This window comes from Cytobacillus stercorigallinarum, from assembly GCF_014836495.1.
Taxonomy (GTDB): Bacteria; Bacillota; Bacilli; order Bacillales; family Cytobacillaceae; genus Cytobacillus; species Cytobacillus stercorigallinarum.
The window spans coordinates 108,194-123,418 of the sequence record NZ_JACSQT010000004.1 but is presented as its reverse complement, the minus strand read 5'-3'; the positions used below and the strand labels follow the sequence as shown (position 1 = coordinate 123,418).

Annotated in this window: 17 protein-coding genes and 1 riboswitch; of the genes, 11 read left to right on the top strand and 6 right to left on the bottom strand. The window is 37.7% G+C overall.

Annotated features, from left to right (window positions below; genetic code table 11):
* Positions 1 to 714, bottom strand: coding sequence for a MerR family transcriptional regulator (locus H9655_RS10550; RefSeq protein ID WP_191813711.1), 714 nt, complete (start codon positions 712 to 714; stop codon positions 1 to 3).
* A gap of 80 nt (positions 715 to 794) precedes the next feature.
* Between H9655_RS10550 and H9655_RS10545 the strand changes: the two genes are divergently transcribed.
* From H9655_RS10545 to H9655_RS10505, 9 genes are all read left to right on the top strand, one after another.
* Positions 795 to 1,490, top strand: a complete 696-nt coding sequence (locus H9655_RS10545; protein ID WP_191813709.1) for a CPBP family intramembrane glutamic endopeptidase — start codon at positions 795 to 797, stop codon at positions 1,488 to 1,490.
* 70 nt (positions 1,491 to 1,560) lie between these two features.
* Positions 1,561 to 2,133 (top strand): hypothetical protein, encoded by a 573-nt coding sequence (locus tag H9655_RS10540; RefSeq protein ID WP_191813707.1) that lies wholly within the window; start codon positions 1,561 to 1,563, stop codon positions 2,131 to 2,133.
* 16 nt (positions 2,134 to 2,149) lie between these two features.
* Complete coding sequence (locus H9655_RS10535; RefSeq protein ID WP_191813705.1) at positions 2,150 to 2,620, top strand: nucleoside deaminase; 471 nt, start codon at positions 2,150 to 2,152, stop codon at positions 2,618 to 2,620.
* 77 nt (positions 2,621 to 2,697) lie between these two features.
* Complete coding sequence (locus tag H9655_RS10530) at positions 2,698 to 3,384, top strand: DsbA family protein (RefSeq protein ID WP_191813703.1); 687 nt, start codon at positions 2,698 to 2,700, stop codon at positions 3,382 to 3,384.
* Positions 3,385 to 3,386: 2 nt separating this feature from the next.
* A complete protein-coding gene (locus H9655_RS10525) occupies positions 3,387 to 3,806 on the top strand; it encodes a disulfide oxidoreductase (RefSeq protein WP_191813701.1) in 420 nt (139 codons plus the stop codon).
* A gap of 353 nt (positions 3,807 to 4,159) precedes the next feature.
* Positions 4,160 to 4,462 (top strand): phasin family protein, encoded by a 303-nt coding sequence (locus H9655_RS10520; RefSeq protein ID WP_191813699.1) that lies wholly within the window; start codon positions 4,160 to 4,162, stop codon positions 4,460 to 4,462.
* A 29-nt stretch (positions 4,463 to 4,491) separates the two neighbouring features.
* Positions 4,492 to 6,156 (top strand): ABC1 kinase family protein, encoded by a 1,665-nt coding sequence (locus H9655_RS10515; protein ID WP_191813697.1) that lies wholly within the window; start codon positions 4,492 to 4,494, stop codon positions 6,154 to 6,156.
* Between the two features lie 117 nt (positions 6,157 to 6,273).
* Positions 6,274 to 7,818 (top strand): glycosyltransferase family 2 protein, encoded by a 1,545-nt coding sequence (locus tag H9655_RS10510; RefSeq protein ID WP_191813695.1) that lies wholly within the window; start codon positions 6,274 to 6,276, stop codon positions 7,816 to 7,818.
* Positions 7,819 to 7,893: 75 nt separating this feature from the next.
* Positions 7,894 to 7,995, top strand: a riboswitch (TPP riboswitch).
* Positions 7,996 to 8,087: 92 nt separating this feature from the next.
* Positions 8,088 to 8,843 (top strand): 3-oxoacyl-ACP reductase, encoded by a 756-nt coding sequence (locus tag H9655_RS10505; protein ID WP_191813693.1) that lies wholly within the window; start codon positions 8,088 to 8,090, stop codon positions 8,841 to 8,843.
* A 212-nt stretch (positions 8,844 to 9,055) separates the two neighbouring features.
* Here H9655_RS10505 and H9655_RS10500 read toward each other — a convergent pair whose 3' ends face one another.
* The 3 genes from H9655_RS10500 to H9655_RS10490 form a co-directional block, all read right to left on the bottom strand.
* The gene (locus H9655_RS10500; protein WP_191813691.1) at positions 9,056 to 9,808 is read right to left on the bottom strand and encodes an IclR family transcriptional regulator; all 753 of its coding nucleotides are present in this window, start codon (positions 9,806 to 9,808) and stop codon (positions 9,056 to 9,058) included.
* A 198-nt stretch (positions 9,809 to 10,006) separates the two neighbouring features.
* A complete protein-coding gene (locus H9655_RS10495) occupies positions 10,007 to 11,002 on the bottom strand; it encodes a polysaccharide biosynthesis protein (RefSeq protein WP_191813689.1) in 996 nt (331 codons plus the stop codon).
* A gap of 40 nt (positions 11,003 to 11,042) precedes the next feature.
* Positions 11,043 to 11,642, bottom strand: coding sequence for a glycosyltransferase family 2 protein (locus tag H9655_RS10490; RefSeq protein ID WP_191813687.1), 600 nt, complete (start codon positions 11,640 to 11,642; stop codon positions 11,043 to 11,045).
* Positions 11,643 to 11,860: 218 nt separating this feature from the next.
* On the opposite strand from H9655_RS10490, the gene H9655_RS10485 reads away from it, so the two are divergent.
* Entirely contained in the window at positions 11,861 to 12,112 is a 252-nt protein-coding gene (locus H9655_RS10485) for a hypothetical protein (RefSeq protein WP_225230559.1), read from the top strand.
* A 336-nt stretch (positions 12,113 to 12,448) separates the two neighbouring features.
* On the opposite strand, the gene H9655_RS10480 is transcribed toward H9655_RS10485, so the two are convergent.
* The gene (locus H9655_RS10480; protein WP_191813683.1) at positions 12,449 to 12,793 is read right to left on the bottom strand and encodes a DUF6176 family protein; all 345 of its coding nucleotides are present in this window, start codon (positions 12,791 to 12,793) and stop codon (positions 12,449 to 12,451) included.
* Between the two features lie 92 nt (positions 12,794 to 12,885).
* Here H9655_RS10480 and phaZ point away from each other — a divergent pair, with 92 nt between their 5' ends.
* Positions 12,886 to 13,758, top strand: a complete 873-nt coding sequence (phaZ, locus tag H9655_RS10475; protein ID WP_191813681.1) for an intracellular short-chain-length polyhydroxyalkanoate depolymerase — start codon at positions 12,886 to 12,888, stop codon at positions 13,756 to 13,758.
* Between the two features lie 51 nt (positions 13,759 to 13,809).
* On the opposite strand, the gene H9655_RS10470 is transcribed toward phaZ, so the two are convergent.
* On the bottom strand, positions 13,810 to 15,162 hold the full coding sequence (locus tag H9655_RS10470; RefSeq protein ID WP_191813679.1) for an MFS transporter: 1,353 nt from the start codon (positions 15,160 to 15,162) through the stop codon (positions 13,810 to 13,812).
* Positions 15,163 to 15,225: the final 63 nt, after the last annotated feature.

Here is a 15,225-nt window from a genome sequence, read left to right as displayed (position 1 = left end):
TCAGCTTTTATTCTTCATATAGGTAAGGGCTGACTCGAGAAACTCGATAACTTCTTGCTTAATAGGATATAAGTTTAATTCTTCTGATTCCTCTTTTGATCGTCGTGTTTTCCAAAATTGTTCAGCGAGTGTTTGGTCACCTTTGAACATCTCCATTGAGTAGATTTCCACATCACTCGCAATCAATTGGGCAACATCAGAAGAAGGCGCTTCTCCGTTTTTTAAACAAAGTTCTATGCGTTTAATAATATTCATCCATTTCTTAATTTGACCATCATCATTCTCTAATTTGGGAAGTGATGTCTCCCATTCCTTTGCCTGCGGTGTATGATCCTCACTCTCTTTTAACGTTAATGGAAGAAGTTGTTCCCAACCAATCTCTCCTTCTAAATCTACGATGTTCCTTAAAGTTTGCGTATATTTTTGCGCTTGTCCGATATCGTTAATTGTCGCTTTCAATGTTTGAAGATGGATATCTAGCACTGATGATACAGTCGTCTCGTCAATGAGCTTTTGTATATCTTCTAACGACATATTTGCTTTCTTTAATAGCAATACCTTTTGCAGACGAAGTAAGTCCAGTTTGGTATAGAAACGTTTGCCATAATCGTCTTTATATGTAGGGGTGACTAATTGAATTTCATCATAATATCGTAAAGTTCTAACAGAAATTGACCAATCTTTAGCAATTTTACCCGTCGAAAAATAATTCATTTTTTCTCTCCTTTGGACTTGAAGGTGACGTTACGTAACCAGGTACTCTTAATATATCAAAAAAATTGGGGGTAAATGGAATGAATACGTTATTTTTAAAAGAATTACGCTGGTCAATACAAACGTTTTTACTTATTCTGATGTTTGTCTTCATCATCGTGCCGATATTAATTGAAAATTGGGCACATGACCTATTACAGCAATGGTTTCAAAACGATTTATATGCGGGGACTTTGACAGGGTTAATCATGGCAATTGTCTTTACAGTGGCTCTTTATTATATTACGATTAAACCATATGGATTGAATTGGCAGTCGCTTGGCTTGAGGCCGTTTGCTAAGAGCTATTGGCTACCGATTATCGGATGGACAATTTTTCTCATTGTGGGCAGTGTATTGCTTGTTATTCTCATGGACTTATTCAGTGTTGGCGTAGAAAATAAAAAAACGGCTTCATTAACAGCAGAATTGAATGGATTGACGATTCTAATTGCCTTTATATCTGCGGCCATTGTGTCACCCATTTATGAAGAAATTTTGTATCGTGGCTTTATTTACAGGTGGTTAAGGGCTAAATGTAATATTGGACTGAGTATGCTCATTAGTTCCACAATCTTTACGGTGGTACATTTACCGACTTATAACACATTACCAGTTAATTTTTTCAGTGGACTGATCTTTGCTTGGACTTACGAGAAAACAGGCTCCATCTATCCTGCGATGATTATCCATAGCATTTTTAACGGACTGGCGATTCTATTAACTGCCTTTGCTTAATTATCTTAATCTTTAGTTTTTACGAAACATTAGAAGGGGGTTTTCGTAAACAATAGAGGGGGTGAATAGAATGAAATGGTTATTTGCTATTTTACTGCTTATGTTATTAATTTTTTATTATTATCGTTTATTTAATGTTTTCTTTAAGATTAAGAAAAATAGGGTATTCCCATTGCCAGATGAAGTATTAGAGGACATTCGTATTGAGGCGCAAAGGCCGATAGCAGAACCAAAGGTAGCTAGTCAGAAGGGTAGTGTTTTTACTTTTATTTTTATCACAAGTTGGGTGTTTATCGCGATCATGTTCATTGTTTTTACTGATCAGTTAAATGTCGCGAATTATATGCTGTTACTTTTACCTCTTTTTCAAATGGAATTTCTGTTTAACCAATTGGTTTTTCTTCAAAAAGGGATGGTGAAAGGACTAAAGTATATTCCTTGGCATAAAATTGATTCTTATGAGGTTCAGTCTATTGATATTAATAACCGTCATTTTGGTTTTGATAAAAAAGTAAATGATGGTTTTGAGATGAAGCTTCATTTAGGTCGTTCGAGTCAGGTAAGCTTACTCATTACTTCAATAGAGGCACATGATCAGTTGCAAATCCTGTTAGCCTCTCATGGTATTAAACAAAAAGCCTAAATAATGGGGGGACGAGATGAGTAATCACGAACAATTTTTAACAGAGGCAGTGGATCTAGCGGTAGAAAACGTCATAAATGCAGGTGGACCTTTCGGAGCAGTCATTGTAAAGGATGGGAAGGTGATTGCCAAAGGTGTGAATAGGGTAACGGATCTTCATGACCCAACAGCACACGCGGAAGTAATGGCTATTAGGGAAGCTTGTACGAAATTACAATCTTTCACATTAACAGGCTGTACGCTTTATACAAGCTGTGAACCTTGTCCCATGTGCTTAGGTGCGATTTATTGGGCGCGTTTGGATAAAGTTTATTACGCAGCGGATCGAAAAGATGCAGCAAGCGCGCTTTTTGATGATGATTTTATTTACCAAGAGATTGCCGTAGACCCGAAAGATAGAGGTCTTCCGTTTGTACAATTAACACTTAAGCAATCACAGCTCCCTTTTGATGCTTGGAGTAAGCAAGTCGATCGAACTTCATATTGACTTCACGGAAATTCCTTATTTTCTGCATAAGAATATATTATTCTTAAAAGTGGTACATCTACATAAAGGAGAGCAGTATGAGCGCAAATAAGAATCAATTCCAACCGATGAAGTTATTATTTTTTATTACGATTATTGTCGTTATAGCAGTTGTTATCATGGTGTTCATAAACAATCAAGATAATGAAAAGGATGCGTATACATCTTTTGAAGAGGCTCCCTCTATTGAAGGGCAGCCTGTTTTGGGCGAGGTGGAATCAACTGTCCAGGTCGTAGAATTTGGCGACTTTAAATGTCCAGCGTGTAAACAATGGGGTGAAACCATTTATCCGCAATTAGTGGAAGATTATGTAGACACGAATCAAGTAAGTTTCTCTTATATCAACGTGCTCTTCCACGGGGATGAGTCTAAATTAGGTTCAGTCGCAGCCGAAGCTGTTCATCAATTGGAACCTGATTCGTACTGGGCATTCCATAAAGGGTTGTTCGATATGCAACCAGAGAGTGGTCAACATGATTCTGTTTGGCTAACAACGGAAGTGCTAGAGGAAGTCGTCGCAGAAACGACGTCAATTCCACAAGAAGATCTGTTGGCAGAAATGAAAAAAAGCGTAACAATAGAGGCGGTTAATCATGATACTTCACTCGTAAATGAATATGAAGTCAAGCTCACACCAACGATTATGATTAACGAGAAAATGGTGACAGATCCATTTGATTATGATTCAATCAAACGTTTGATTGAAGAGGAGTTAGAGGGATAAGAATGAAGAAAAATCAAATCATGCTGTATTTTTCTTGGGTGGTCGCACTTATAGCCACATTAGGCAGTTTATATTTTAGTGAAATTAAGCAGTTTATTCCTTGTGAGCTTTGTTGGTATCAACGAATATTCATGTATCCACTCGTTTTAATCTTGGGCATTGGTACGTTCTATCAAGATATTTCTGTGAGAAGATTTGCCCTACCAATGGCGTTTATTGGCTGGTGTATTTCTCTCTATCATTATCTTGTACAAAAAGTGCCTGGACTCGCTGAAGTCACGCCGTGTACAAATGGTGTACCATGTAGTGGCCAATATATCAATTGGCTCGGGTTTATCACCATTCCTTTCTTGGCATTAACGGCTTTCACGTTTATTATCATCTTTTGCCTGATGATGAAAAAAGACAATCAAGCATCATGAACCTTTCCTCGTACATATGATTGTACGGGGTTTTTTATTTTTTGAAAGAGAAGCCGTTGTGAATTTGAAAATGGCATAACGGGGCGCGAAAATCCGGAATGCATGCAATGTATACGAAAATCCTAGGTTAATTGCGTTTAAATCCGCCTTGCCCACTTCCATCTACTTTTCTTGTTTGACATGTGTGTACAAAAGAGGCATTTGTATTTTTTCTTCGGTTCATGTTCCGACAATGTCTGAATATCCCCATCTGTTATTGAACTAATGATATATGTTTTTTTATGCTTAATCCCCTTGAAAATGGGTAAAATAATGTTAATTATAATCTGCCATTTATTAAAGGAGGAAATGTGATGAAAAACCCAATAAAACAAGGGATGATGTTAGGGCTAGGTTTAGCAGCAGCAGGGAAAGACCGTGCGCAAGAAATGATGGATGAGTTAGTGAAAAGAGGAGAGCTAACAAAACAGGAAGCGAAAGATTTTATGCAGGAGGTAAGGACGAAAGGCCAAGAGAAGCAAACGCAGATAGATGACAAGGCCCATCAACGAATGACGAGTTTATTGCATGATTTGAATATCGCAACAACGGATGATGTCCTAAGATTAGAAGAACGGATTCTAGCGCTTGAGGCAAAACATCGAGAAGAGGATTAAGGGAGGTTTTTTCCATTTTCAAACCAAAGATGAACCATATTCATCGCTATCGTGAAATTGCTGTAGCCTTCTCTCATTACGGTTTTGGTTATCTCTTAAAAGAATTAGGCTTGCATGAGGTGTTGTCTCTACCTAAGCGGATGTTCATGCGAAAGCAAGAAGAACATCATGAAAAGACAACAGGGGAACGTGTTCGTCTGTTTTTAGAAGAGCTTGGACCGACGTTTATTAAAGTTGGTCAGATTGCGAGTACAAGGTCAGATATTTTTCCGGAATCAATCATTAGGGAATTGGAAAAATTACAGGAACATGCCCCCTCATTTCCATTTGCAGAGGTAAAAAAAATTGTTGAAACAGAACTAGGCGAAGAAATACATGACGTCTTTACAGAATTTCAAGAAGAGCCACTAGGATCGGCATCTATCGGTCAAGTCCATTATGGTGTCCTCCATTCTGGTGAAAAAGTGGCTGTTAAGGTACAACGACCTGATATTGAGAAGACCATGAGAACAGATTTAGAAATTTTATTAGAAATTGCTAAAATCGCAGAAAAAAGGCTGCATTGGGCATCGCAATATCAATTAGTCGAAATGATGAAGGAATTTTCTAAAGCATTGTTAAATGAGTTGAATTATTTACTTGAAGGTCGTAATGCAGATAAAATTGCCAATCAATTTGAAGACAATAATCATTATAAAATCCCAAAAACATACTGGAAATATACGACGAAAAAAGTTTTAACAATGGAATATATTGAAGGTTGTGGCATACTTGAAAATAATAGTTTAGCGGAACAAGGGTTCAATAAACAACTGATTGCCGAAAGAATCGTTGAAGGCATCCTTCAGCAAATATTAGAGGAAGGTGTGTTTCATGCAGACCCCCATCCCGGTAATATTTGTGTATTACCAGGGAATGTGATTGTTTTCATGGATTTTGGTATGGTCGGTCGTTTAACTGAGGATATGAAAGAAAATTTAACATCATTAATTATTGCCATGTTGCAGCAAAGCACGGATGGGGTCATTAAAGCCATCACTAAAATGGGTATTGTCAAAGACGATGTCGATGTTGAACTTTTAAAAATTGATGTTGATTTACTAAGAGAAAGATACTATGATGTCCCCTTTAGTGAAATATCTATTGGCGAGGCGGTTAATGACTTGTTTTCCGTTGCCAATCACCATCATATACATATCCCAACAAACTTAACGTTGGTGGGGAAAACATTATTGACAATGGAAGGGATTGTGGAGAAGCTTGATCCTCATATAAGCATTTTAAAAATTGCTGAGCCTTTTGGTAGACGATTAATTATTAATAAATATCGACCGGATCATTTGGCGAAAGATTCGCTAGCGCATATCGGTGAGTATTTTGATATTTTAAAAGAAGCGCCGTATAATTTGAAAGATTTGATTGCTCTTATCAAAAAGGGGAAAATCCCGCTCGAACTGAACTTGCCCAACAGTGAAAAATTCCTAACGAGAATTGATCGTATCAGCAACCGGCTAGCATTTAGTATCGTGTTGCTGGCATTTAGCATTATAATGGTGGGCTTAATTATCGGTTCCGCCCTTGGTAGGCAATCATCTCTCCTATGGAATATACCGGCAGTAGAAATCGGCTTTGTCATTGCGATATTAATGTTCTTATTTCTTATATACACCATCATTAGAGCAGGGAGATTCTAACGATTCTCTGCTTTTTGTTTTGGATAGAATTTTTCTTGTTTTACTACACAAGCAAATCATGGTGAGAATATAGTGTAGAGAGGTGAACGGTTTTGTCTACAAACGTTAATGTTGCTTATGATTAATACAAAAATTCTCATTGGTAGTCCAATTAATCAAGAACCCGTTATTTTAAAAGAGTTTCTACTTTCGTTAGCCAATTTAAAAACGGATACAATGGAAATTCATTATTATTTCATAGATGATAATCAGGATGAAGAATCAAGTAGACTACTACGTCATTTTGCCAAATGGAAGAACAATGTTGCGATATTATCTGCAAAAGAAGATAGTATCTATATTCGCACCGACTTGACACATTTCTGGAATGATACCCTCATCTGGAAGGTTGCGCGCTTCAAAGATATGCTTATTGAGCAGGCGAAATTTGAAGCATTTGATTATCTGTTTTTAATTGACTCTGATTTGCTTTTACACCCGGATACCCTTCATACACTTATTGCCGCAAATAAAGAAATTGTCTCTGAGGTCTTTTGGACGGCTTGGCAAGAAGGGACCATCCCTTATCCGCAAGTTTGGTTAACAGATGAATATACCCACTGGAGACAGGCGGATGATGGCGTCATAACAGATGAAGAAAAACAAGTTCAAACCGAGGCGTTTATTCAACAGTTACAAACTCCAGGTGTTTATGAAGTAGGGGGATTAGGTGCGTGCACCTTAATTAGCAGGAAGGCTTTGTTAGCAGGTGTTCATTTTAGTAAAATTAAAAATCTCAGTTTTTGGGGAGAAGATCGGCATTTTTGTGTGAGAGCAGTGGCATTAGGATTGGATTTACATGTCGACACACATCTCCCTGCTTATCATATTTATCGCTCTTCTGACTTAAAAGGTATACCTACTTTTAAAGAAAAATGTCAGTATGTTCATAGCGAACTACCTATTTATCCAGAAAAAGCAGAAAACCATCAAATACGCTTATCTATGATTGTGAAGAATGAAGAAGGTCGTTATTTACAAACGATGTTAAAGAAAGTCAAGCCCTTTATCGATGAAGCTGTGATTATAGATGATGCTAGTACTGATCAGACTATATCGATTTTCTTGCAAGAACTAAAAGGTGTGCCAATTAAATTGGTCAAGAATGCAAGTTCCCAGTTTGCCAATGAAGTAGAACTAAGAAAACAGCAGTGGTTAGAAGCAACAAATGGATTTTTAGGTTGGGTATTAAATCTTGATGCAGATGAATGGTTTGAGGAGAGTTTTATTGATTATATTGATGACTTTGTTAAACAGGATACCATCGATTTGTACTGTTTTAGACTGTATGATATGTGGGATGAAGATCATTATCGTGAAGATGAATATTGGCAAGCACATTTCCTATACCGTCCATTTCTAGCAAGAGTCGATTCAACCTTTCAGCCCGTCTGGAAAGAAACGCCCCAACATTGTGGGAGATTTCCAGAAAATATCTTTCAACTTACCCACAGCTTATCCACAATAAGAGTCAAGCATTTAGGCTGGGCAAAAGAAAAAGATCGTTTGGAAAAATACGAGAGATATAAGCTGCTTGACCCGAATAGTCTCTATGGTAATGAGAAACAATATGAATCGATTTTAGATAAGAATCCCCGTGTCATGCGATGGGAAGAAACATAAAGCGATTGGTCAAGTTGGAAATTAACCTCGATTCATAGCTATGCGACTATTTATATGCTAAACTAAAAATAATTAAAATTGTTGCAGGGGGACTCAGAATATGAGTTGAGAAGGTTAAAACCTGACCCTTAGAACCTGTTCGTTAAGACGATCGTAGGGAGCATTTTCCAACTATATGAATACGTATGGTAGGCTCTCCATTTTCGGGGAGCCTTTTGTTTTGTTTCCCTGAACATTTTTAATGACATCGATTGAAAAGAGGGAATAGCGTGAGAGAAGAAGTTGTGTTAGTAACAGGCGCAAGTCGTGGATTAGGAGCTGCAATTGCTAAGAAGTTCGGTAAGGAAGGCTATAAAGTAGTCGTTAATTATTATAGTAGTAAAGAAAAAGCTGATGCCGTAGTTGAAGAAATCGGGCATGATCGTGCATTGGCCATCCAAGCAGATGTCAGAAATCAAGAAGCAGTAAAAGCGATGGTGGCAAACGCTATTGCTCATTTTGGTCGCTTGGATATCGTTGTAAATAATGCATTAGTTCAATTTAAATTTGATCCTGTGGCACAGGCAAAAGTAGAAGAATTATCTTGGACTAGCTATCAAACCCAGTTTGAAGGTGCGATAAAAGCAAGCTTACATGTTGTACAAGCTGCTTTCCCAGCTTTAAAGGATTCACAGCAAGCCCGTGTGATTGGTATTGGCACGAATCTTTACCAGAATCCCGTCGTTGCCTATCATGAATATACAACAGCGAAAGCGGCATTAATTGGCTTTACACGCAATATGGCCAAAGAGCTTGGACAATATGACATTAATGTGAATATGGTTTCTGGTGGATTATTAGAAACAACGGATGCAAGTGCTGTTACTACCCCTGAAGTATTTGCGATTGTTGCTGATAACGCTGCTATCCGCCGTGTGACAAAACCAGAAGATGTAGCAGAAGCCGTTGTTTTCTTAGCCTCTCCAGGTGCTAGAGCGATTACGGGACAAAATCTAGTAGTCGATCATGGATTGACGATGAACTAAGATAAAAAAGGTCGTCATCTTTGTATGGCGGCCTTTTTCAATCATTAGATTCAGTTTGCGGGTCTATAATTGAGTAAGGCGTTTATATAGATGGGCGTATAAAAGCAAATGTGTGAGCTAAAATCCAATTTATTCGCAGAAGATGATAAAATGATTATTACTTCTAATTATCTCAACTACATCTAATTGATTGAACGCTCAATCAGGATTGTTCAAATTTTCCCCTGTTTATATCGATAGCCAAACATAGAAGATGCTTGTAGATGAAACGCCAGCAGTTGCTTGCTCATCGGATCCGTTACTTCATTTGGCATGTTATCGTTAAATCCAACCACTGTCACTGCACCGAGTAATTGATTCTGGTAGTCTAGCAAAGGGACGGAAGCAGACGAAATCGATGGAATTAAAGGTTCGGTTGCGAAGGAGATTTTCGATTGTTGAATCATTTGCCATTCTTCGTTATCGATTGATTGCTCGTTTCCTAGCCATTCTTTTGTCAGTGCAGGGTTTAAGAAACTTAAGAAAATCTTCCCCGCAGCAGATGTTGGTGGCAAGCTTCCGCCAAGTTGTGTACCAATATGAAGTGGTTCATTGGAATGACAAATCTTTGTCGTAATCGGACCGTTGTTTGTCCATAATGAAAACGAAACGGTGCAGGAAGTTAGCGAAGAAAGTTCCTGCATATAAGGAGTAATCGCATCGGCAATATCACGACTACCAAAGGCAGCTGTACCATATTGAATCAATTTGTTGCCAAGATAATACAGGTTTGTTCCTTTTTCACGATAGAGCATATTCAATTGTGTAAGTGTATTTAAATATTTATATAAATTACTTTTTGTAATACCGGTTTCTTCTTGAATGGTCGAGAATTTCATCGGGGTATCTTTTTGATAGATTAATTCGATGATAGAAATGCCAATTTGCAAGGATTGAATCGTCGTACTGCTTTTTTGTATCTCCATGTATGTAACTCCTCATTATGCTAGTCATGTTGAATCCTAATTTATCAGAAACCACATCAAACAACAACCTACCTTTAAAGGGTTGGTAGGATATTCCTATAAATTTAGTATATTTAAGAATAGTTAGTGAGTTGGCGACTATTAACTTAGTCAGAGAAGGTGCACAACTCACGAAAAATAGGAAGCGGTCAAACAAAATTACTTTAACCTTTTCCATTTTTGTAGCTCTTTTTGAACATAGGATAATGATTGTAGTTTTTCTTTTAGTTCAGCTACAGAGAGACGATACGTATTATTGGAGTGATATTCTTCTACAGAGTTTGTATCAGTTTCTATTCTTGTATCTCGAGGAATGCGATAGAAGCCTTCAAGATCAATGGCTTTTGCTGCTTCTTCTTTTGTTAGTAGCACTTCATAGAGCTTTTCTCCTGGGCGTGTGCCAATTAATTCTAAAGGAAGATTAACGTGAAAAAGTTCTTTAATCGCTTGTGCTAAATCTGTAATATAGGCTGCAGGTGATTTTTGTACCATAATATCCCCATTACAAGCCTTCTCAAAAGCGTACAATACAAGTTCGACTGCCTCATCTAAACTCATCATAAAACGGGTCATTAAAGGATGCGTAACAGTTAGCGGCTTTCCGGCCTTTACTTGTTCTATAAGTAGCGGGATGATTGATCCCCGTGATGCCATGACATTTCCGTATCTTGTGCCACATATAATGGTACCACGTGCATTAGCTTGTCTCGATTTAGCGATAAATGTTTTTTCCATTAAAGCTTTAGACATTCCCATTGCATTAATTGGATAGGCTGCTTTGTCTGTTGATAGACAGACAATTTTCTTCACCCCTGCCTGTATGCCTGCACTTAATACATGATCGGTGCCAAGTATATTCGTTTTCACTGCTTCAAGTGGATGTGACTCACATGAGGGTACTTGTTTTAAGGCTGCTGCGTGGAAAATATAATCAACCCCGTCTACAGCTGGTATTAAAGTACTCATATCCCGAACATCGCCGAGGATAAAGGAGATTCTTGCATCGCCGTACTGTTTTTGCATATCGTCTTGTTTTTTTTCATCACGAGAAAAGATGCGTATTTCTTTTATTTCACTATGCAAAAACCGTTCTAACACGACATGGCCAAACGAGCCGGTTCCACCTGTAATTAATAGCGTTTTATTATTAAACATAAGTATGGAACGCACCTTTCTGTTATTTACCAAAATGGCCTTACTTTAATCCAAAATAGTATAAATAATATTCAGAGTTTACTCGTGGGTAGTTATACCAATAAGCGATAATCCCTGTTATGTGCACAGAAGGGTTTTGGACTAAGAGTGCTTGATGAAAATCACAGTCTCCCGCCATATCCGGTCTTTCTGAAAATCTCGCCTCGCCCACACAGCTTCTCCTCATAATTCTAAATTGCCCACACCATTCACGATAATTGTCTTCCGTTGCTTGAAAGAGCTGACCATCCTTTGTCATCATGCTGTAATAATAAATGTCGTACTCACCATCTATTTTCGCGAGTACTTCGCGAATGGTTGGTAAATAAATATCATCGCTATCAATAATGGCAATATAATCTCCAGTTGCGGCTTCGATACAACGATTATATGAATAGCTAGCGCCACGATTTTCCCCATTTTCTAAGATTTTTAGTTGAGGGTATTGTTGTTGATATTCTTTTAACATCGCTAATGTTTGATCGGTTGAGCCGTCGTCACAAACAATGATTTCATCGGCATATTCTTTTGGAATGCTGTCTAGCATCAAACGAACCCATTGTTCACCGTTATAAACTGGGGATAAAAAGCTGAATCTCATGATTTTTCCTCACTTTATTAAGCATGATTTTTGCGGCAGGTGTTATATCGATTAGTGTATGCGCCTAATAAAAAGTGGTGAATTTGAAAAGAAAATATTTACAGTAAATTACTTTTAGTGTAGTATTACACTAAAAAAGGGGCGAGGGGATGTTTATGGTGAGTTTACCGTTATGGTTTTGGTTATTGTATTACCTCTCTTTGTTTATTTCATTTTTGATGGCGTTAAGAATGTTATGGAGGAAACGAAGTAGAAAAACAGCATTGTTTGTCATCTTTTTTGTTCTAACAATCCCTTTTATTTCTATTTTCAATGCTATTGGTCGCGGTGAAGAAATGAATGAAGGGGAGTTTTTCCTTCATGAGCTTGCTGATGGTGCACTATGGGCCTTGTATAGTGTCTTTGGTTATCTTGTTTTGTTGTGGTATTGGTGGAAGGCTATCATATTGTCTGTAAAAAGAAGGGGATGAACGCTGACATGAAGATGTTTTTTCGAGTTTTATTACCCGCAATATGTATGTTTATATTCACATGGATATGTTCATTTTTTCCGTTTAGCAAAATTTTATTATTAGGGATTTATGTCCTGTTTCCGCTAGCCTTTATTATCCAAGGTATCATTTGCGCCCGCTTAAAAAAGCAGATGATCATAGGCTTTATCTTTTCATCTGCTGCGATAATGATGTCGGTTTCATATTGGTTTGAGGTAGGTAGTATGGTGAATGCTGTTATAGTTTATACCATATTAGGGTTCATTTCATTCCTCTTATATGGACGGAAGATGAAAAGTGCTTAGTCTATTTAAGCTACTTCATATTTGCTCTGATTTTCTCTGGGATCATAACGACTTCTGTATTTAAATTAACCGGTTGGTAGGTTTCATCTATACACTCTTGCCAATATTGGAGATGTTTTTTATCTACCCAGTGAGTCGATTCAGTCACTTCAACTCCGCCTCTACCTTGTACAGAATACCAGTAAAGATATTCATCTTCGTTTTGTACTTCACGAAAAATCGTTTCAATATACATTTTTTCTCCTTCAAGTGTGAGGAGTACTTCTTCCATATGATGATTGAGGAATTGTAACCATTCATCTACAGCTTTTGTTTTCCCTTTTTTTACTTTAAAGCGTGTGAGTTCAATGTTCATAGAATCTCTCCTTTTATTAGAATTTTAACATAAAAAGGAATAAAGAGAGCTGAGATCGAATAGTATGAGAGGCTTGAAGGAGAAAAGTGGGGGTGTTTGAAGTGGAATGCATGTTAAGTAATGGTGAAGTGTATGATTATCTGAAAAAGGATGGGGGAGAGAAAGTTCTTCTTCTCGTTCATGGCAATTATGCCTCAGCGAATCATTGGGACGTATTTTTAGAGAAAATACCTTCAAAGTATACGGTCTATGCCCCGGATTTAAGAGGTTATGGCCTATCTACTTACAATCAACCAATAGAGGATTTTAAGACATTCGCTTATGATTTGAAATTATTTTGTGATCATTTTTCTTTAAATAAAATAACAATCATCGGTTGGTCAAATGGGGGTGGTATTGCGATGCAATTTGCAGCCATGTATCCAAATCTTGTTGAAAAAATGGTTTTGCTCGCCTCCATGCCAGCCGGTGGTTATCCAGCCTATGATGAAAACAATCAGCGCTATCAAACAAGAGAGACAATAGAAAAAGATCCAATGTTAAATCGGTTGGTAGAAGCACAGAAGATGAAAGAGTTGCCATTTTTCACCGAAGCGATGGAACAGTTGATGTTTGTTAAAGGCAGGCAGGTATTAGGGGAACGGTTTGAAAGATATATAGAAGCAGCCATACAACAAAGGAATATCATGGATGTTGCTCATGCAGCTAATGTGTTTAATATAACTGATATTGATAATGAAATAGCTGCAGGAACAGGAGAAATAAACAATATTAAAGCAGAGACTTTTCTAATGTGGGGAAATAAGGATGTCTTAACGACAAGGGAAATGACGACTACATTATTACAGGATTTAAAGCAGTCTGGCGTTAATGTCATTTTTAGAGAATTAGATGCAGGCCATGCGTTTGTCATAGAAGAAGTGGATGAAGTGATAAGGGAATTAGAAAGCTTTTTCCATAGATAACTAGGAAAATGAAAAGAGCCAAAATAGATGGCTCTTTTTTTTACATCTCAATTAATTAGCAACTTTCATCGTTTCATCCTCTTTTACCAAAGCAGCTTCAGGCTTATAGGCCCGTTTAATCGGCACGAGAGCTAAGGCAATTGCAGCAATCAACCCTGGAATCGCAAATGCGATAAAGTTCATATGAATAGGGAGAGCAGCTGTTAATAAGAATCCGCCGAGCAGTGGCCCAAGCATGCCGCCGAATCTCCCAATTCCTGAAGCCATTCCTAATGCTGTGGACCGGATATTCGGAGGATAATATTGAGAGACATAAGCTTGTACAAGGTTTTGGGCACCGATTGTACTAGCACCAGCTATAGCAACGAGTATATAAATGAATAATTCACTGCCGCCAAATCCAAGTAATGTTAAGCTTACTGCACCAAGGGCATATAATGGAACGAGCATTTTCTTTGAACCGTATTTATCACAAAGCCAGCCAATAATGAGTGTACCAACAATGGCTCCACCTTGTAGTGTAATAAGGAAGGCAAGGCTGGAATTTAAGGCATAGCCTGCTTCAATCATTAAATTCGGTAACCAAGTATTTAGGCCATAAACCATTAATAAGCACATGAAAAAGGCAATCCAGAACATGACGGTACTTAGACCGCGGTTATTTTTGAAAAGTCCGACAACAGGGACTTTGTTTTCCTCTTGGACTTGTAGGAAGAATTCTGTGCTTTCATCCATTTTTTGTGCAGGGTTCACTTTACGCAACACAGATAATAGCTCTTGTTTCTTATTTTTCTTAATTAAATGGGCTGAAGATTCAGGTAAAAATTTGTATATAAAAGGTAACAGTAATAAAGGTAGGCCAGCAAACCAGAAAATCGATTCCCAACCGAGTTTAGGCATAACGAAGATTCCTAGAATCGGTGCAAGCATCCCACCAAAAGAGTATCCACATAATACAATGGAGACAGCCATACTTTTCATTTTTGTAGGCGCATAGTCTGTCAATAAGGCAATAACGTTAGGCATAATTCCACCTAAACCTAAACCAGCAATGAAACGATAAACAGAGAAGGTTGTAGGTGAAGAGGCAAATCCACAAAGAAACGTAAATAAGCTAAAAAGAATGAGTGAAATGGCAATCACATTTTTTCTTCCCATTTTATCCGCGAGAATACCAAAAAAGATGGCACCAAACATCATCCCTAATAATCCATAACTACTCATGGCTCCAGCTTGGACAGAACTTAATCCCCATTCTTCAATTAAAACTGGTACGGCTGTACCATAAACAACCAAATCATAGCCATCAAAGAGAATAATAAGGAAGCTCCAGGCAAGTAAGCCAAAATGAAACCGATTAAACTTACTATTATTAATCACTTCCGCTGTGTTTATTTTGTTCATTGGTTACCCCCATTAATTAGAAGTTGCAATCGCTTACACATATATGAAAAGAGAGAAGAAAGG